Consider the following 19,502-nt stretch of genomic DNA (forward strand, 5'->3'; position numbering starts at 1 on the left):
TGTGACGAATTGTTTCTTTTCCGTCTATTTTTAGGTAAAAAACAAAAGTTAATACCATGCTGGCAAATCAGAGAAGGGAAAAAATACTTGAACTATTGAAAGAAGACGGCTCGGCGAAGGTGATCGATCTCGCCCGGCTTTTTAAAGTGACGGAAGTGACGATCCGGCAGGACCTTGACAAGCTCGAAAAGGACGGTCTGGTGATCAAGGAGCACGGTGGAGCATTTTTGAAAAATGTCGAAGACCAGGTGCGCAATTTTTCGCTCGCCAACCAGGAGAATCTCGATAAAAAGGAGCTGATCGCCGCCAAATGCCTGGAATTTATTTCCAACGGCGACACGATCATCCTCGATTCGGGATCGACCACGACGGAGATCGCGAAAAAGCTGCGGGGAAGCAACAAACACCTCACGGTGATTACCAATGCGCTCAACATCGCACTGCTCCTCGGGGCCGAAACGGGCATCGAAGTGATCATGACCGGGGGCGAGTTCAAGCCGCCTACCTTGTCGCTGACGGGCCAGAAAGCCGCCGACTTTTTCAAAGGCCTGAATGTGCAGAAGCTGTTCCTCGCCACGGCGGGACTGTCGCTGAAAGCCGGACTTACTTACCCGAGTATCAGTGACCTGGTCGTGAAAAAAGCGATGATCGATGCGGCGGACACGACTTACCTCGTGGCCGATTCGACGAAAGTCGGGAAGAGTGCATTCGCAAGCCTGGGCGCATTATCGCTGATCGACTACATCATCACCGATGCGGGGATCGAGGAGAAGTTTCAGCAGGTGTTTCACGATAATGAGATTGAGTTGATTATTGCGGAGTAGGGCGTTGGAAGTGGTCAGGAAATAGTCAGGAAGTGGTCAGGAAGTAGTCAGGAAGTGGTCAGGAAGTAGTCAGGAAATGGTCGGGAAGTGGTCAGGAAATGGTCAGGAAATAGTCAGGAAATGGTCGGGAAGTAGTCAGGAAATGGTCAGGTGGCTAGGAGTAGTCAGGTATGGTGGTCAAAATTCCATAGGCAACCAATGACTACACATGACATAAATGACAACGCTTGACTACACATGACCACAATTGACCACACATGACAATACATGACTACAAATGACAATACGTGACCACAATTGACCACAATTGACACGAACGCGCCGGTGACCGAACAAAGTAACATACCATGAACATGAAAGGAAGTATCGGAGTCATTATTGGGAACAGGGATTTTTTTCCGGACCGGCTGGTGGCCGAGGCACGGGTGGAGATCGTTGATTTGCTAAAAAAAATGAATATCAATGGAATTATGCTCGATACCGAAGCGACCAAGCTCGGTGGCGTCGAGACGTTCCAGGATGCGCAGAAATGCGCCGCATTGTTCCGCGCCCACCGCGACGAGATCATTGGCGTGCTCGTGATATTGCCCAATTTCGGCGACGAGCGGGGCATTGCCGAGACGTTGAAACTGGCGGACCTGAATGTGCCCGTGCTCATTCAAGGCTATCCCGACGACCTGGATAAGCTGGATGTGGCCCGCCGCCGCGATTCCTGGTGCGGCAAGATTTCGGCCTGCAACAACCTGTACCAGTTTGGCATAAAATATACGCTCACGACAAAGCACGTCGTGCACCCGACCGACCCTTCGTTTGTCAAAGACCTGAATGATTTCGTGGCGGTCTGTCGCGTGACGAAAGGGCTTCGCAATGTGCGTATCGGTGCCATCGGGGCCCGTCCGGGTGGGTTCAATACCGTCCGGTATAGCGAGAAAATATTACAACGCAATGGCATTTCGGTCGTGACCGTCGACCTGTCGGAAATATTGGGCCATGCGAACAAGCTCACTGCCCACGATGGAAAAGTGAAGGAGCGTTTGGACAAAATCACTTCCTATGCCTCCCGCGGTCGCACGCCCGACGATGCTTTGATCCAAATGGCGAAGCTGGATGTGGTTTTAAATGATTTCATCCAAGCCAATGCGCTGGACGCGACGGCCATTCAATGCTGGACTTCCGTGCAGCAGAACTATGGCTGCAATGTGTGTACCAGCATGAGCATGATGAGCGAAAACATGATGCCCAGCGGCTGCGAGGTGGATGTGACGGGTACATTAAGTATGTATGCATTGCAACTGGCCTCGGGCTCGCCGAGCGCGCTGGTGGATTGGAACAACAATTACGCCAACGACGATAACAAATGCGTGCTTTTCCACTGCGGTAACTGGGCGAAATCGTTTTTGCCGGATATCGAAATCGCGACGGCGCCGATCCTCGGCACGTCGGTGGGAGAGGAGAATACCTGGGGCGCACTGGATGGTCGCACGCCTGCGATGCCGCTCACGTACGGGCGCATCAGCACGGACGACCCGCGTGGGGTCATGAAGGCGTACATAGGAGAAGGCCGGTTGACGGACGATACGCTGAAAACCTTCGGTAACCGCGCGGTAGCCGAGATCCCGAACCTGCAAAATCTCATGCAATACATCTGCCGCAACGGTTTCGAACACCACGTGGTGATGAACGCATCGAAAACAGCGGGTATTTTGAAAGAAGCTTTGGGCAACTACATGGGCTGGGAGGTGCAGGTTTTCGATGAACCGGCACAACAGCCTTACCCGACGCGCGTGCCCGACCGCGAACTCGTTTCGCAGAACTAACCCTGAACTATCGGAAAATTTTGAATACCGGTCGCGAGGCCGGACTAATGCTAAAAGGTCATGTCGGAAAAGGAGCTGGCGCTGAAATCGGTGGAGTACCGCAAGAAAATACTCAAATATATCTACCAGGCCAAAGCGGGCCATACCGGCGGGAGCTTGTCGTGTATCGATATTTTGAATGTGCTCTACAATTATACGATGCATGTGGATGCCAGCCATTTTGACTCGCCCGACCGCGACCGGTACATTCAGAGCAAGGGACACACCGTGGAGGCTTTATATGTAGTGCTCGCCTCGAGGGGCTTTTTCCCGGAGTCGGACCTGGAGACTTTGTGCAAATACCAATCACACTATATCGGCCACCCGACGCGTAAAGTGCACGGTGTGGAACAGAATACGGGCGCATTGGGCCACGGCCTTTCGCTGAGCGTGGGCGCGGCCATTGCCGCCAAGCTCGACAAGCGCGATTACCGCGTATTCACCGTCCTCGGCGACGGTGAGCTGCCCGAAGGTTCCAACTGGGAGGCGGCATTGTCGGCCTCGCATTACAAGCTGGACAACCTTTGCGCGATTTTGGATAAAAACACATTGCAGATCACCGGCCCTACGAGCGCCGTGTGCAATACTGATCCCGTGGACGACAAGTTCGAAGCATTCGGCTGGGCGGTAAGGCATGTGGATGGCCACGATATCGGCGAGCTAATGGCGGCTTTCGATGCGCTGCCGTTTGAAAAAGACAAGCCGAGCCTCATCATCGCGCACACGGTGAAGGGTAAGGGGGTGAGTTATATGGAAAATCAATTGAAGTGGCACCACGGCGTGCCGGATAAGCAGCAATATGCCGCTGCGATACAGGAACTGGATTTGCTGGAAGAAACATTTTCCTGAGCCGTTCCCGGAAACCTGACAACGAATTAAAATCGAAGAAATAGTGGATGCGACGATCGAGAATATTGCTGTGAGCCAGCGCGCAAACCTGGAAGTTTTTTCGGGCACATTGCAGCAGCTCGCCCAAACCGACAGGGACATTATCGTGGTAACGAGCGATTCGCGCGGCTCCGGGAAGCTGGTGCCGTTCGGACAGAAATTTCCCGAGCAGATCATCGAAGTAGGGATCGCGGAGCAAAACCTGGTGGGCGTTTCGGCGGGGCTGGCGTCGGCGGGAAAGAAGGTTTTCGCCGTTTCCCCGGCTTGTTTCCTCACGGCGCGCGCGTTGGAACAGATCAAAAACGACGTGGCCTATTCCAATAATCCCGTCAAACTGATCGGCATCAGCGCCGGCGTGAGCTACGGCGCATTAGGTTCCACGCACCACAGTTTGCACGATTTCGCCGTTTTACGCACCATCAATAACCTCATCGTAGTAGCCCCGGCCGATAATTTCGAGACGGAGCAGGCCATTCTGCTGGCGGCGGAAACCGATATTCCGGTCTACATCCGCTTCGGCAAAAAACAAATGCCCCTGCTTTCGGAAGATGAGAAGACGTTCGAATTCGGCAAGGGCCGCATCGTGCGGCAGGGCAGTGACCTGACCATTATCGGTACCGGCGAAGCGGTGGCACCCGCGCTGCTGGCCGCCGAAAAGCTCGGACTGGAGCATAACATTTCGGCCACCGTCGTGAGTATGCACACGATCAAGCCGCTGGATTACGATCTTTTGCGAAAAATTGCCGCTACCGGCCGGCCGATCGTCACAGTGGAAGAGCACAGCGTTTACGGCGGGCTGGGCGAGGCTTGCGCTTCATTTTTAATACAAAATAACTTCTGTAACCGCTTCAAAATCATCGGTATTCCCGACGAGTATACGGTTACCGGCTCCCAAACGGAGATTTTCAATCATTACGGCATTTCGGAGGAAGGCATTGCGGCGGCGGCGCTCGGTTTGGGCAAATAGGCGTTGGTTCGTGTAAGTGTAAACGAGCGGTTATTTAGTCGTTATAAAACCGGGTCTATTTCAAATAGGGTTATTTGGCCAAAATTTATGAAACTGATAAGACGAATGTTCTGTGGCGCTGCATTACTTCTTACGTGTGTACATGCGCAGGACGCCGCATATGCGCAGGGAGGGCCGGTCGCGGATCACGCGAAACGCCGTGTGCTGGTGCTGACGGACATTGAAAACGAGCCGGACGACACGCAGTCGATGATCCGGTTTTTGACCTATTCCAATCATTGGGACGTGGAAGGGCTGGTAGCGACGACTTCCATTCACCAGCAGAAACGCATTGCGCCGGAAAAGATCAAAGAGCTCATCGAAGCTTACCGGAAAGTGCGGCCGAACCTGCTTTTGCACGAAAAAGGATACCCGGAAGCCGATTACCTGCTGAGCGTTACCAAAAGTGCTTATCCCGATTACGGCTTGAATGCGGTAGGCAAGGGAAAGGATTCGGAAGGCTCGGAGTGGATTATCAAAGTAGTGGATAAAAAGGACGACCGGCCGGTATGGATTCCCGTCTGGGGAGGTGCCAACTGCCTCGCACAGGCGCTTTGGAAGGTCAAAATGACCCGCTCGCCGGATGATTTGAAGAAATTTGTATCCAAGATCAGGACCTACACCATTTCTGACCAGGACGATACGGGCCCGTGGTTACGCAAGAATTTCCCCGATCTTTTTTACGTGGGCAGTCCGGGTTACCATGCGGCGGGTGCGTACCATTATGCCACGTGGTCGGGCATCAGCGGCGACAAGTTCCACGGCCGTTTTTCCGGAGCGAATTTTGAAATAGTCGATAACCCCTGGCTCGACGAGCACGTGCGGAGCCACGGGCCGATGGGTAAGGAATATCCATTCACCAAATTCCTGATGGAAGGCGATACGCCCTCTTTTTTAGGGCTTGTAGATAATGGCTTGAATGACCCCGAGCACCCTGAATACGGCGGCTGGGGCGGACGATATGAGCTCTACACACCGCGCACACTCAAATACTTTTACGAACCCGAAACCCGCCCGATCTACACCGACGCGGTAGACGAGGTGAAGGGCATCGACGGTGCTTATCAGACGAGCAATAAGGCGACATTATGGCGCTGGCGCGAGGCATTTCAGCACGATTTCGCTGCCCGGATGGACTGGACGATCATGCCTTACAAAGAGGCTAACCATCCGCCGAAAGCCGTCGTGAAGGGCGGCATCCGCGTGAATGCCAAAACGGGTGAAACCGTGCAGCTCAGCGCCGATGGCTCATCCGACCCGGACGGTAACACATTGGTATACGAATGGATCTACTACCCCGAGCCGGGCAGTTACAATATCAAAGAACCCATCGGGATCAAAGATATCAAAGCGGCGCAGACGTCATTTGTCGCTCCCAAAGTGGAAAAGCCGGAGACGATCCACGTGGTGCTCGCCGTGACCGACAACGGCACGCCTTCTCTGACACGTTACCAGCGCGTGATTGTGACCGTGTACCCTTAGCCAGGCGCCCTTAGTCAGGCACCCTTAGCCAGGCAGTTCTGAGCCGGGCACTTAAACTTATTGCAGTATGAAAACCAGCTTGTTTTACCGGATAGCGCTTTTTTGCATCGTTTTCGGACTTGGATTTATCGGTTGTAAAACAAAAGAATCCGAAGGTCGTCCGAAAAAGATCGCGATCGTGATCTCGACGCTCAATAACCCGTGGTTTGTTTTTCTGGCCCAAAAAGCGGAGGAAAAGGCGAAGCAGCTCGGCTATGAATCCAAAGTTTTTGATTCACAAAACAATACGGCCCAGGAAACCGACCATTTCGACAATGCGATCGCTTCGGGTTACGACGCGATCCTGTTCAATCCGACGGACGCCGACGGATCGATCGTGAATGTGAAAAATGCTGTTTCGGCAGGTATTCCCGTGTTTTGTATGGACCGCGAAGTGAATGCAAACGGCGTTGCCACGTCTCAAATATTATCCGACAGCTATTCAGGTTGCGTCGCGATCGGCAAATACTTTGTCGAGATTTTGAATAAAAAAGGCAAATACGTCGAGATCCTGGGTATGGTGGGCGACAACAATACCTGGAACCGCTCGAAAGGCTTTCACAGCGTGGTCGATTTTTATCCTGGTCTCAAAATGGTTGCCCAGCAAAGCGCTGATTTTGATCGGAATAAGGCGATGGAGGTAATGGAATCGCTGTTGCAGGCACACCCCGATATCGACGGAGTGTTTTGCGGAAATGATGCCATGGCGATGGGCGCGTACCAGGCTTTGGTAGCGTCCGGAAAGGCCGATCGCGTGAAGGTTTTCGGCTTCGACGGGGCGGAGGATGTGGTGAAATCCATCCAGGATGGTAACATATTGGCTACCGGGATGCAGTTCCCGGAAGTAATGGCGCAGACGGCCGCCACTTTCGCCGACGAATATTTCAAAGGCAAACGCGATTTTCCGCGCAAAATGCCGGTGGCCGTGGAGCTGGTAAAAAAGGATAATGTCGAAAATTATGCCGCTTACGGCGAAAAAGAATAGCTATGCCGAAACCGATCCGATACCTGATTTACGCGGCCGCGATTGCATTGCTGGCTTATAATTCGGTGTATTTCAAAAAGCTGGATGAAGTGAAAGCGGGTACTACCGCTTTCGATGCTGCGGGCTATGCCAAAGATTTCTGGGAAAAAAAGCTGACACCCGGCCTATCCAAAGCCGTGGATTTGAATGTATTGACCTCGCTTTTAGAAGCCGACAAAGAAAAGGCATTCAACGCGCATTCGCATGCATTAGGCATTGGTAACATCCGCTATTTCCTGGTAAGAGGGCAGGGCGTTGTGACCCATGTAGATGAAAACGAAGTTTCTGTGCAATTGACAGACGCAGGCGCAAAGACAGCCACGCCTCACGTGCGCATTGCGACCGAATACATTTTCGGCAACGCGGTCCGCGACGCGTCGGGGGCGATCGACATCAATGCATTTACCAATTCGATGGATTTCAATAATGTGTCGGCGGAGATCAACCGGATTATCCGGGACACCGTCGTCCCGCCCTTTAAGTCCAAAGTGCGGAAAGGCGACCGGGTGGTGTTCACCGGGGCAATCGAGCTAAATCGAGGGCATTTGCAAACGAATGATATTGAGGTAATTCCGGTGAATCTCCAAATCGAAAAGCCATGACGGACACAGCGACATTGTTGGAAGTGAAGGGTATTACCAAACGGTTTCCGGGCGTGATCGCGCTGGACAACGTTTCGCTGTCGATCGAAGCAGGGAAAGTGACGGCGCTGATCGGTGAAAACGGGGCGGGGAAATCTACATTAATGAAGATCCTCTCCGGTGTTTATCCCGATTTTGAAGGGGAAATCCATTACAAAGGTGAACCGGTACGGTTTACGGGTCCGAAAGACGCCCAGCAGCAGGGCGTAGTGATCATCCACCAGGAACTCAACCTGATTCCTTATCTGACCATTACGGAAAATATTTTCCTGGGCCGTGAGCTCGTCACGCAATACGGCACGATGGACAAAGGCCGGATGCGCAAAAAAACGCAGGAACTGCTCGACCGGCTGAAACTGAAAGTGAACCCCGATGCGCAGGTTTTCAAACTCAAAGTAGGGCAGCAGCAGATTGTCGAAATCGCCAAAGCATTGCTCACCGACGCCGAGCTGATCATTATGGATGAGCCTACTTCGGCCATCACCGGCAGTGAAGTGGAGGTTTTGTTCGACATTATCACCGACCTCAAAGCGCTAAACAAAGCCATCGTTTACGTCTCCCACAAGCTGGACGAGCTTTTTCGCATTGCCGACAATTACGTGGTCCTCCGCGACGGCAAAAGCATCGAATCCGGTGAAATGGCGGGTATGACGCACGACCAGTTGATCAGCAAAATGGTAGGCAGGAAAATCGACGTCATGCGCAAAACCGCCGATCGCGCCGTAGCCGAACCGCTGTTGGAAGTGAAGAATCTCACATTGAAAAGTCGCCTGAAAGCGGGTAATGTACTCGACCATATTTCTTTTGAGGTAGGTAAAGGCGAGATCGTCGGGCTTTTCGGCCTGATGGGTGCGGGGCGCACGGAGCTGTTGGAATCGATATTCGGCCTGCATCCGGCGCATTCAAGCGGCAAGGTGTCGATTGACGGTCAGCCGGTTTGCTGCGACTCGCCCTCGCGCGCGATCGCGGCCGGGCTGGCGCTCGTTCCCGAGGACCGTAAGAAAGACGGCCTGGTACTGGGCCTGGATGTGAAGAACAACATCAGTCTTACCACATTGGAGGAAATAGAAAACCTCGGAACGCTCAGCGATGCCAAGGAATGCCATCTTGCCGACCATTATATCAGCGAATTACGCATTAAAACGCCGTCGAAGGACCAGAAAGCGAAAAACCTGAGCGGCGGCAACCAGCAAAAGATCGTGCTCGCCAAATGGCTTGCCACCCGCCCGAAAGTGCTCCTGCTCGACGAGCCGACGCGCGGTATCGATATCAATGCCAAAACAGAGATTTACAAACTGATCATCCGCCTGGCTAACGAGGGACTAGGCATTCTGGTCGTTTCCTCCGAACTCCCCGAGATACTCGCTATTTCGGACCGCATACTGGTAATGGCGGAAGGAAGGTTAACCGGTGAATTTTCAGCCAGCGAGGCGACGGAAGACGGAATACTTAAAGCAGCAATAGGCGTGAGCCCGGCGACAGACGGCGGTCAACGGTCGGCCATCAGCGGTCAAACCCTATAAAATGAACAAACGCATATGTCACAAAACATACCATCCATAGCGGGAGAGAAACCAGCTGGCGACCGCCTACCACCGACCGCCGACGGCCGATCGGTGGCATTGCAGGGCCGGTTTTCGATCGCGCGCTTTCAGTCTTTGATCGCGCTCTTTTTGCTTTGTCTCGCATTAAGCATATTGTCGGACAAGTTTCTTACAGTCTCTAATTTATGGAATGTCATGCGGCAGATTTCGGTCAATATCTGCATTTCGGTGGGTATGACTTTGATTGTGCTGACGGCGGGGATTGATTTATCTGTCGGCTCGGTACTCGCATTATGCGGCGCCATTACAGCCGGTCTGCTGAAAAACGGCATTGAAATACCAACGCAAAATCTGTACATCGGCTTCACGGTGCTGGGCGCGATCCTGGCGGGCGGGCTTACGGGCTCGGCGCTGGGGGCATTCAACGGCTGGGCTATCACGCGGTTCAGCGTGCCGCCGTTCGTTGCCACCCTGGCGATGCTCACGGTCGCGCGCGGACTTACGATGCTCTGGACCGGTGGCTTCCCGATCAGCGGCCTGGGCGAAACGTTCCAGTTTATCGGTACGGGCTGGTTTCTCGCCATTCCGTTGCCGGTATGGATTTCGATTGTGGTCGTAGCGCTCGCCGTTTTCCTGACCGACAAGACGCGTATCGGCCGGTATATTTACGCCATCGGCGGCAATGAAAATGCCTCGCGGCTTTCAGGTATTAATGTAAACAAGGTAAAAATCATCGTCTATACCATTGCCGGAGCGCTCGCGGCGGTGGGCGGGATCATGGTCACATCGCGCCTCGACTCCGCCCAGCCCAACGCGGGCATCAGCTACGAGCTCGATTCCATTGCCGCGGTCGTGATCGGCGGTACCTCGCTCTCGGGCGGCCGCGGAAGCATCCTCGGCACCGTGCAGGGCGCCATGATCATCGGCGTGCTCAACAATGGGCTGGTACTGCTGAATGTCTCGCCCTTCTGGCAGCAGGTCGTCAAGGGCCTGGTGATATTGCTGGCGGTGATTATTGACAAGGCTAATTCCAAAAATGAGTAGGGCTGGCGCTTTCTTTCAACATTAAAATGAACCGCATTTTCCTTACCATAATCCTGGCGATCTTCTCGTTTTCCTGCCGGAAACAGTCCTGGCTTTTTACCTCGTTTCGGGAGCCGGCTACGGACGGGCTGCATTTGGCTTACAGCGATGATGGCTATCATTGGAATGATTTGGGCGGTGGGTATTTAAAGCCGGAAGCCGGGGGGAAGCTCATGCGCGACCCGTCCATCGCGCGGGGGAAGGATGGGACGTTTCATTTGGTGTGGACGACGAACTGGAAGGGGGATAAGGGCTTCGGATATGCGCATTCGAAGGATCTGGTGCGTTGGTCGGCGCAGCGGTTTTTGCCGGTGATGGAGCATGAGGCGGAGGTGGTAAATGTGTGGGCGCCGGAGCTGTTTTTCGATGAGGAAAATGACCGTTTCGTGATCATCTGGGCGTCGACGATCCCTTTCAAATTTCCGAAAGGCGAGGAAGACGAGCGGAATAACCACCGCATGTATTACGTGACGACGAAAGATTTTCAGACTTTTTCCAAAGCCGCATTGTTCCTCGATCCGGGTTTCAGCGTGATCGATTGCGTGATCGCGAAACGTAAAAGGGCCGATTATGTGCTCGTTTTGAAGGACAATACCCGCCCGCAAAGGAATATCAAGGTGGCATTCTCCGACAATGTGCTGGGACCTTATCAAAGCATTTCCGAACCTTTCACCGGCTTCCTCACCGAAGGCCCCACCGTCGCGAAGGTAGGCGACGACTGGCTGATCTATTTCGACCAGTACCGCGACAAGACTTACGGGGCCGTCCGGACCAAAGACTTCAAGACATTTACCAATATTTCCAAAGAAATAACCATCCCGAAAGACCATAAGCACGGCACGATCATCCCCATCGACCGGAAAACTTTGAAGCATTTGAAAGCTGGTAAGTAATTGGGCAGACAAACGCGCAACGAAGCTTTTTCCTGATTGCGTATATCAGTAGCGTTCGCCGGTTTTACAACCAATGTCAAGTGTTATTTATGATAAAATGAAGATTAAATGAGATGGATAATAGTAAAAATGAGCCGGCGGCGGCTTTTGGTTTTCAAACCTGATCTAAAATTCATCCGTTTTCATGAAGGCATTACCCAGCCCGGAACTTCGTCCGGACCTGTATTTCGAAGAAGAGCAGAAGCTTTGGAGGGAAATGCTGGCGGGAGATGTCACCGCTTATGAACAACTCATTAACCGCACTTACGATCTCCTTTTTCATTACGGCACCAAGTTCAACAACGACCGCGAGCTCATCAAGGACTGCATTCAGGATGTATTTCTCGGTATTTGGGAAAAGCGGAATGCATTGAATGCGGACATTCCGCCGAAAGCGTACCTGCTGGCTTCGCTGCGCCGCCGCCTGCACCGCCTGGCCTCCCGCCTGCGCATGGATTGCATGGATTACTACACGGAATCCGACATTGTTTTCGACCTGGAATTCAATGCAGAATACCGGCTGATCGAGTCGGAGAATGACCGTTTGATCGCATCGCGCATGACCGAAATGCTCAACGAACTCCCCAAGCGGCAGAAGGAAGCCGTTTTTCTCCGGTTTTACAATGATATGGAGCGCGAAGAAATCGCGATGGTGATGGACATTCAGCCACAGTCCGTTTCCAACCTTTTACAGGAAGCATTCAAATTCATCAAATCGCACTGGAAGTCCATTGTATCGCTGTTCTGGGCCGTGCGGTTCTGGATTTGAAATACCCCATTTAAAAAATTTCAAAAAAAAATCAGAAAAATACAGTATCCCGCCATCGGGCCGGTCTAATGGTGTTTGAAAAGCTAAATTTTGAACATGGACCGTTACCGCGATTTCACTTTGGGGGAGTTTGTATGGGATAAGCCGTTCCGCACCTGGGTGCTCAACCCCACGCGGGAGGACGATGAAACCTGGCAAAACTGGCTCGCCGCTCACCCCGATAAACGCGAAATCGTGGAACGCGCCCGGCAGCTCGTGCTGTCGATACGCCCGGCCAATGCCTCATTAAGCCATCCTGAAAAGCGGAAGGCCGTTGAACGCATCGTGGAGCGTCTTGAATCCCGGTCGGCGGAGCATGAGGAAAGCGATTATGTGCCCTGGTATGCCGGTCGTAACGTGCGCATTGCCGCTATGCTGGTCGTGCTCCTCGGGCTGGGGTGGGCATTCTGGCTCCGCAACCAGCCACGCGCCCTTAACTATGACCGGCTCGTAGCATCGGCTGGCATTGAAATGCGGGAAACGGTAAATAATACACCCAACCCGCTGATGGTCAGACTCGAAGATGGTAGCCGCGTTACACTAGATCCGGGCAGCAAGGTTGGGTATCCGGCGCATTTCCGCGAGGGCCAGCGGGAAGTATTTTTATCGGGTAAAGCATTTTTCGACATTAGGAAGGATCCTTCGAAACCATTTTTCGTGTATGCCAATGAATTGGTTACCAAAGTGTTGGGTACCAGTTTTACGGTGCGTTCTTACGATAACGAGCAGAATGTTTCCGTTGCCGTGAAAACGGGGAAAGTCGCGGTGTTCTCGCGGGAAGACCCGGATGCGGTGGAAATGCAAAGCTCGCGCGAGCTCACGGGCGTCGTGATCGAGCCGAACCAGCAGGTGGTATTTGTCCGCAAAACAGTGAAAATCACGAAAAGCATTGTCCCTGAGCCGGCCGTCGTAGCGGAAGGTACAGCCGCCCCGAACCTTGAATTCGACGAAGCGCCGGTATCCGACGTGTTTTCAGCCTTGCAGAGCGCCTACGGCATCGAAATCATTTACGACAAAAACATCATGGATGAATGCCCGCTCACGGCGCGGCTCACCGAAATGTCGCTCTATGAGCAGCTCGACCTCGTCTGCAAAGCCGTGGGTGCCAGCTACAAGAGCATCGACGGGCGCATTGTGGTGGAAGGAAAAGGTTGCAGAAATATGTAAACAAAAAGCCGGCCCATGCGCCAACATGGCCGGCTCGATATCCTCAGTGGTTAGCAGACCGTCACATCTCATGCAAATGGGATGAGGAGGAAGATTTTGCCAAGTTTCAATTAACAAAACCGTTCAAATGTATGAAAATACCGGTACAGTTCCATCGTAAATGGTTAGTTCTTATGCGGATAAGCGTCGCGCAATTGGTAATGTCGGTTTGGCTGGTAGGGAATGCGCTCGCGGCGGACGTGCGTGCGCAGGAGCTGCTGAACAAGCGCATCAGCCTGCAAGCGCAGGACCAGGAAGTAAAGAAAGTCCTGCACCAGATCGAAAAGCAGGCAGGTGTACGGTTCATTTTCAGTTCCAAAATGATCCAGTCGGGCCGAAAGGTGACGATCCAGCAATCTAACCAGGAGCTTTCCAAAATTCTGGAAGATTTCCTCGTGCCGCTTGGCCTTACCTACGAGGTGTCGGGTAAAAATATCGTGATCCGGCCGTCGGAATCGCCGAAGTGGACTTCGGGCGAGCCCGAAGCGTCCGTGCGAAGCGGGTTGCAGGTTGCGAATGAGGTAACGATCAAAGGCCGCGTGACCGATTCGGAGAGCAAGGAGCCTCTACCGGGTGTAAATATTCTTGTTAAGGGTACCCAAACGGGCACGTCCACGGACGCCGGCGGGAACTATACGTTGGCGGTGGATAATGGGAATATCACATTGATTTACAGCTTTGTAGGTTATGAGCCGCAGGAAGTTCAGGCCGGCAGCCGGACGGAGATCAATATTAGCCTTAAAACCGACCAGAAATCGCTTGAAGAAGTGCTCGTAGTAGGCTACGGAACGGTGAAAAAGAGCGACGTGACCGGCTCGGTAGCGTCCGTCAAATCACAGGAATTAACCGCTTATCCGGCATTAGGAACGGTACAAGCCTTGCAGGGGCGTGCCGCAGGGGTGCAGATCCAGGCGAATAATGGCGAGCCCGGTTCGAATTTCAAGGTGCGTATCCGCGGGGGAACGTCCATCAATGCGAGCAGCGACCCTATTTACGTCGTCGACGGCTTCGTGGGCGGTACATTGCCGCCGCCGGAGGACATTGAATCCATCGAAATCCTGAAAGATGCTTCGGCCACAGCCATTTACGGTTCACGCGGCGCCAACGGCGTGATCATGGTGACGACCAAAAAAGGGACGACGGGCAAGCCGCGCATTGATTTCAACACGTCGCTGTCGAGCCAGAAGGAGATCAACCGCCTCGACCTGCTCAATGCGCAGCAATTCCTCGACTATGTGCAGGAAGCACGTCCGACCATCGTTTCGCAAGGCGCGGATACCGACTGGCAGGATGAAATTTTCCGCCGCGGCGGCATTCAGAACCATCAGCTGTCGGTAGCAGGCGGCAGCGAGGCGGTGAAATACTATGTTTCGGGTGCCTATTACGATCAGAAGGGCATTATCCTCAACTCGGGCTACAAGCGCTATTCGATTACGAGCAATATCGATATCCAGGCTGCCAAGCGGCTGAAACTGGGGCTGAACCTCTTCGCGCAGCGCGTGTCGCGGCAGCAGTCGCGCACACAGGAGGGCTCGGGCGGGCTCACGCCGGGCGTAATGTCGGCCGCATTGAAATTCGAGCCCGATCAGCCGATCCGCGACGCCAATGGCCGTTTTACGGTAGGTAGATTAAGTGACCCGATCGATAACCCGTACGCCATTGCCACGCAGCTGGAAAACGAATCGCTCGCCGACCGTATCCAGGGCAATCTTTATGCGGAATATGATATTTTCAAAGACCTGAAATTCCGCGTGACGCTCGGGGCGACGACCAATAGCGGCCGTACGGGCACATTTACGCCCACGACGCTGAACGATGGCCGCAATGTAGGCGGTGCGGCGACGGTGAATGGCTCGAAGAGCACCCTGCTGCTGAACGAGAACTATTTGACCTACAACAAAAAAATAGGGTCACTGCACGACTTGTCCGTCATGGCCGGCTATTCCTACCAAAAATCGTCGAGCGAAACCTGGGGTGGCTCGGGGCAATCATTCATTACCGATGCGGTTTCGTACTGGAACCTGGGCGGCTCGTCGGTTTGGCAAAGTCCTAACTCGGGCCTGACGGAATGGGTTCTGGCTTCGTATTATGCGCGTCTCACATATTCACTGGCAGATAAATACCTTTTTACGGCCAATATCCGCCAGGATGGCTCTTCCAATTTCAGCAAAAACCACAAGTGGGCCACGTTCCCATCGGGTGCATTCGCCTGGAAAATGTCGAGCGAGCCGTTTATGCAGCACATTGCGGCGATCAGTCAATGGAAATGGCGGGCCAGCTATGGTTTGACGGGCAACCAGGCCATCGAGCCCTACCAGACCATGGCGCGCTTCTCGAACGTGTATACGATCATCAACGGCACACCGGTGAATGCGGTACGCCCGACAACCGTCGCTAACGACGACCTGACCTGGGAAACAACGCACCAATTCGACGTCGGTACGGATGTGAGCTTGTTCAACAACCGCATTAACCTCGTGGCGGATTACTACCGCCGGGTGACCAAGGACCTGCTTTTCAGCGTACAATTGCCGCAGTATTCGGGTTACACCAACCAGTTGCAGAACATCGGCGAGGTCGAAAACAAGGGTTTTGAATTTACATTGAATACCCGCAACCTGGTGGGCGCATTCAAATGGAGCACGGACATTAACTTCTCCGTGAACCGCAACAAAATCCTGAAACTGCCGAATGGCACCGACATCCTGTACGGTTCGGCGCCGGGCCATATGGTTGGGATGGGACAAACGCAGGTGCTGCGCGAAGGCTATCCGGTAGGTAGTTTCTACGGCTGGATTTACGACGGCGTGTACCAGCAGGGCGACAGCTTCATTCCCGGCGGCGGCTTCGAAACCGTGGCTGGTGGGGAGAAATTCCGGGATATCAATGGTAAAAAAGATGCGAACGGCCAGCTTACGGGCGAGCCCGACGGGCAGCTCAACAGCGACGACCGTACAATCATCGGTAACCCGCACCCGAAATTCACCTGGGGTATGAACAACGATTTCAGTTTCAAGGGTTTTGACCTGAATGTGTTCTTCCAGGCTTCGAAAGGCAACGACCTGCTCAGCTACACGCTCATGGAACTCAACCTGCTCTCGGCGATCAACAACGCGACCACCGAGGCATTGAATCGCTGGACGCCTTCGAACACCAATACCGACGTGCCGAAAGCCGCGGTAGGCCGTACCCGCCGCGTTTCGACGCGCTTCGTGAAAGACGGCAGTTTTGTTCGGATGAAAAACCTCGCGATCGGTTATAATTTCCCCAAACCCGTACTGGAAAAGCTTAAAATCAGCAAGCTGCGCATTTACGCGAGCGCCCAGAACATCCTGACTTTCACCAAATACAAAGGCTACGATCCGGAGGTGAATTACTCGTCGGACGGCAATACCGATTCGAACCGCAACCTCGGCCTCGATTACGGCAGCTATCCGAACGCCAAATCCTATACGGTAGGCCTGAACCTCGGTTTTTAAGCATTAAACGGACATGACAATGAAGCATTTATTCAATAGATCAATATTGCTGACGGCGGCGGTTTCCCTGCTGCTCGGCTGCGCGGACCTGGACGAAAAGCCCGTGGGCCTGCTTGCGCCGGAGTCGCTTTTCAGGACTTCGAAAGATGTGGAAACGGCGATTTTCGGGGCATATGGCTGGATGGCGACGGAACGTTTGTACGGCCGGCAATTCGTGTCGGCGCTCATGCTGCGGAGCGACATGGAGGATATCGGCGACCGCGGTACCCCGGCCGAGCGCCAGCAGGTGAACGATTTCAATATGGATGACAACAACAACATGGTCAACCAGTTCTGGCCGGTCTGGTACCAGGTCATCAGCGGCACGAATGCGGCCATTTTCGGGGCGCAGAGTTTGAACCTACCTGAAAATACAAGCAATCCGCTCATCGCCGAGGCGCGTTTCATCCGCGCATTCGCCTATTTTCACCTCGTGCAGGTATTCGGCGACATCCCTTACATCGATTATTTTATCAGCAATCCCGAGTCGGTGAAATCCATTTCCAAAACGCCCGCGGCGACCGTTTACGCCAGCATCATCGCCGACCTGGAATTTGCCAAACAATGGCTGCCGGATAAACAGCCCTCGGAAGTCCGCAGCCGCGCGACGAAAGGAACGGCCGCATCCTACCTGGCATCGGTGCATTTGACGATGGGCCAGTACCAGAAGGCTTATACCGAAGCGAAATGGGTGATCGATAATAAGGACAAATTCGGCTATGCGCTCGAAGCGGATTTCCAGACGCTCTTCAAAGCGCCGCAGGCCCCTAATATGAAAGAGCATATTTTCGACATCGATTTCCTCGGCCAGAAATGGGGCGAGGGCGGTGCCAACGACGACATTATGGCGCCGATGACGGGTGTACGCGGAGGCGACGCGCCGCGCAGCGGATGGAGCGTGATCGTGCCGTCGCTGAAAGTGTACAGCACCTGGGATAGCCGCGATTACCGGAAGGAAGTGAGCTTCGAGGATTCGCTGCTGATCGGCGGCAAGCTTGTGCCCTATACCGAGTTTCCGAACACAAAACGCCCGCACATTGCCAAGTATGCCCGTTTTGCAGGTAATTCCAATTCGGAAGGCCGCTATTCGGACCATAATTATGCTGCCATGCGCTACGCCGAAATCCTGCTGATCGCCGCGGAAGCCTCGGTAGAGGTGAACGGCCCGAATGCGGAGGCATTGGGCTATATCAACCAAATCAGGGCGCGGGCGCGGAACTGGGCTGGCAAGCAGGTTACTTTTCCGGAAGACGTGAAAGCCGGACCGGCCAAGGAAGCGATGATCGACCTCATCCTCGAAGAGCGCCGTCTCGAACTTGCATTCGAATACAAACGCTGGTACGACATCAAGCGCCGCAACCTGGGTGAAAAGGTATTCAAAGGCACGGCTTCCCTGGAACCGCATGAAAATTTCAACGCAGCCCGGGATTACCTCATGCCGCTTCCCCGCGTGGAGTTGCAGGTAAATCCGAACCTGGCACCGCAGAATCCGGGATATTGATTGATTAATCTACTGCGTCAGTAAAGCTTTGCGGATCGCTGTGCTATCTGCGTCCGATAAAACGAAGTTACGCGCAGCGACCTGGTCCGCGATAACGCTGTCCGCGAGCAACAGCCTTACCTTGATCTGCGGCTGGTTCAACAAGTCCTGCGCGGCGGCTGCGAGTTGTTCGGCGGGCAGCGGCTCGCTGAAATCGTAGGCAGGTGTTTTGAATGCGAAAACGAGCACCGGGGTCGGGCCGTCCCATTGCAGGCTGCATCGGATGGGCGCGTCCGGGGCGAGGAGTTCGTCGGGGAAATGGGTGTTTTTGAGAATCATATCGAGCGACGCATGGCCAGGCACGATTCGGACGTAAGGTGAGCGTTCGGGGAAGATCATATTTTGGGTTATTAATTGGTAATAAACAAAACCCGCCCTGTAATGATTCAGGGCGGGTTTTTTGTGTTTAAAGACGAGAGTCTTTTGTGCACATTGTTTTTCAGGATTTATTTAAATAAAATGAATAATTGATACATCAAATGAGAGGTCATTCTTGTAGCTTTAAGGAGGATCTTCCCGTTCCAGGCAGCTAATTTATTCCCTCATTAACAATGCCACACATCGAATTCGAACAAGGTTTCCCGGGCATTCTGGGGCCGATGCGGTTCAGTCCGCACACTGCCGCGCCGATGAACCTGCTTGCCAATGCGTTGATGCAGGCCGACGAAGGCCTCACGCGCGGCGAGCGCGAGCTCATCGCCACTTACGTTTCATCGCAAAACGACTGCTTCTTCTGCCAGACCATCCACGGCGCCATCGCCAGCGATTACCTGGGCGACGAGGATTGGTCATTCGTCCAAAGCGTGAAGGAAAACTACCCCGAAACGACGCTTTCCGACAAGATGAAAGCACTGTTATCCATTGCAGGCAGCGTCCAGCGAGGCGGCAAGTACGTCACGCACGAGCAAATCGCCGAGGCCCGCACCCACGGCGCCGACGACCGCGACATCCACGACACCGTCCTGATCGCCGCCGCCTTCTGCATGTTCAACCGCTACGTCGACGGCCTGGCCACCACCGCGCCCACCGACCCGGACGTATATCGCGCCAGGGCAAAAAACGTGATCGCGAACGGATACTCGGCGGTGAGGGGGTATGAGTGACGATTCGA

At 53.7% G+C, this 19,502-nt stretch carries 16 protein-coding genes; 15 read left to right on the forward strand and 1 reads right to left on the reverse strand.

Features of this window, described 5'->3' with window-relative positions; translation table 11 throughout:
- Positions 1-56: 56 nt before the first annotated feature.
- The 14 genes from H144_RS0105540 to H144_RS0105605 all read left to right on the forward strand — a co-directional run bounded on the left by H144_RS0105540 (position 57) and on the right by H144_RS0105605 (position 18,352).
- Positions 57-824, forward strand: coding sequence for a DeoR/GlpR family DNA-binding transcription regulator (locus H144_RS0105540; protein WP_019941051.1), 768 nt, complete (start codon positions 57-59; stop codon positions 822-824).
- A gap of 347 nt (positions 825-1,171) precedes the next feature.
- Complete coding sequence (locus tag H144_RS0105545) at positions 1,172-2,641, forward strand: L-fucose/L-arabinose isomerase family protein (protein WP_019941052.1); 1,470 nt, start codon at positions 1,172-1,174, stop codon at positions 2,639-2,641.
- 60 nt (positions 2,642-2,701) lie between these two features.
- Complete coding sequence (locus H144_RS0105550) at positions 2,702-3,529, forward strand: transketolase (protein ID WP_019941053.1); 828 nt, start codon at positions 2,702-2,704, stop codon at positions 3,527-3,529.
- 43 nt (positions 3,530-3,572) lie between these two features.
- On the forward strand, positions 3,573-4,535 hold the full coding sequence (locus H144_RS0105555) for a transketolase family protein (RefSeq protein WP_019941054.1): 963 nt from the start codon (positions 3,573-3,575) through the stop codon (positions 4,533-4,535).
- Between the two features lie 87 nt (positions 4,536-4,622).
- Positions 4,623-6,056, forward strand: coding sequence for a DUF1593 domain-containing protein (locus H144_RS0105560; protein WP_026350439.1), 1,434 nt, complete (start codon positions 4,623-4,625; stop codon positions 6,054-6,056).
- A 67-nt stretch (positions 6,057-6,123) separates the two neighbouring features.
- Positions 6,124-7,080, forward strand: a complete 957-nt coding sequence (locus tag H144_RS0105565; RefSeq protein ID WP_019941056.1) for a D-ribose ABC transporter substrate-binding protein — start codon at positions 6,124-6,126, stop codon at positions 7,078-7,080.
- A gap of 2 nt (positions 7,081-7,082) precedes the next feature.
- Positions 7,083-7,721, forward strand: coding sequence for a DUF2291 domain-containing protein (locus H144_RS0105570; RefSeq protein ID WP_019941057.1), 639 nt, complete (start codon positions 7,083-7,085; stop codon positions 7,719-7,721).
- Entirely contained in the window at positions 7,718-9,283 is a 1,566-nt protein-coding gene (locus H144_RS0105575; RefSeq protein WP_019941058.1) for a sugar ABC transporter ATP-binding protein, read from the forward strand. Before H144_RS0105570 ends, H144_RS0105575 begins: the two co-directional genes overlap by 4 nt.
- 15 nt (positions 9,284-9,298) lie before the next feature.
- Entirely contained in the window at positions 9,299-10,348 is a 1,050-nt protein-coding gene (locus H144_RS0105580; protein ID WP_084599909.1) for an ABC transporter permease, read from the forward strand.
- Between the two features lie 26 nt (positions 10,349-10,374).
- Positions 10,375-11,280 (forward strand): glycoside hydrolase family 43 protein, encoded by a 906-nt coding sequence (locus H144_RS0105585; RefSeq protein ID WP_019941060.1) that lies wholly within the window; start codon positions 10,375-10,377, stop codon positions 11,278-11,280.
- 184 nt (positions 11,281-11,464) lie between these two features.
- Complete coding sequence (locus H144_RS0105590) at positions 11,465-12,088, forward strand: RNA polymerase sigma factor (RefSeq protein ID WP_019941061.1); 624 nt, start codon at positions 11,465-11,467, stop codon at positions 12,086-12,088.
- A 96-nt stretch (positions 12,089-12,184) separates the two neighbouring features.
- A complete protein-coding gene (locus H144_RS0105595) occupies positions 12,185-13,294 on the forward strand; it encodes a FecR family protein (protein WP_019941062.1) in 1,110 nt (369 codons plus the stop codon).
- Positions 13,295-13,467: 173 nt separating this feature from the next.
- Complete coding sequence (locus H144_RS0105600) at positions 13,468-16,812, forward strand: TonB-dependent receptor (protein ID WP_033402448.1); 3,345 nt, start codon at positions 13,468-13,470, stop codon at positions 16,810-16,812.
- Between the two features lie 19 nt (positions 16,813-16,831).
- A complete protein-coding gene (locus tag H144_RS0105605; RefSeq protein WP_026350442.1) occupies positions 16,832-18,352 on the forward strand; it encodes a RagB/SusD family nutrient uptake outer membrane protein in 1,521 nt (506 codons plus the stop codon).
- Positions 18,353-18,361: 9 nt separating this feature from the next.
- On the opposite strand, the gene H144_RS0105610 is transcribed toward H144_RS0105605, so the two are convergent.
- Positions 18,362-18,730, reverse strand: a complete 369-nt coding sequence (locus H144_RS0105610; protein ID WP_019941065.1) for a hypothetical protein — start codon at positions 18,728-18,730, stop codon at positions 18,362-18,364.
- 212 nt (positions 18,731-18,942) lie between these two features.
- Between H144_RS0105610 and H144_RS0105615 the strand changes: the two genes are divergently transcribed.
- The gene (locus tag H144_RS0105615) at positions 18,943-19,494 is read left to right on the forward strand and encodes a carboxymuconolactone decarboxylase family protein (protein ID WP_019941066.1); all 552 of its coding nucleotides are present in this window, start codon (positions 18,943-18,945) and stop codon (positions 19,492-19,494) included.
- The last annotated feature ends 8 nt before the right edge of the window (positions 19,495-19,502 follow it).

The organism is Dyadobacter beijingensis DSM 21582 (genome assembly GCF_000382205.1).
Lineage (GTDB): Bacteria > Bacteroidota > Bacteroidia > Cytophagales > Spirosomataceae > Dyadobacter > Dyadobacter beijingensis.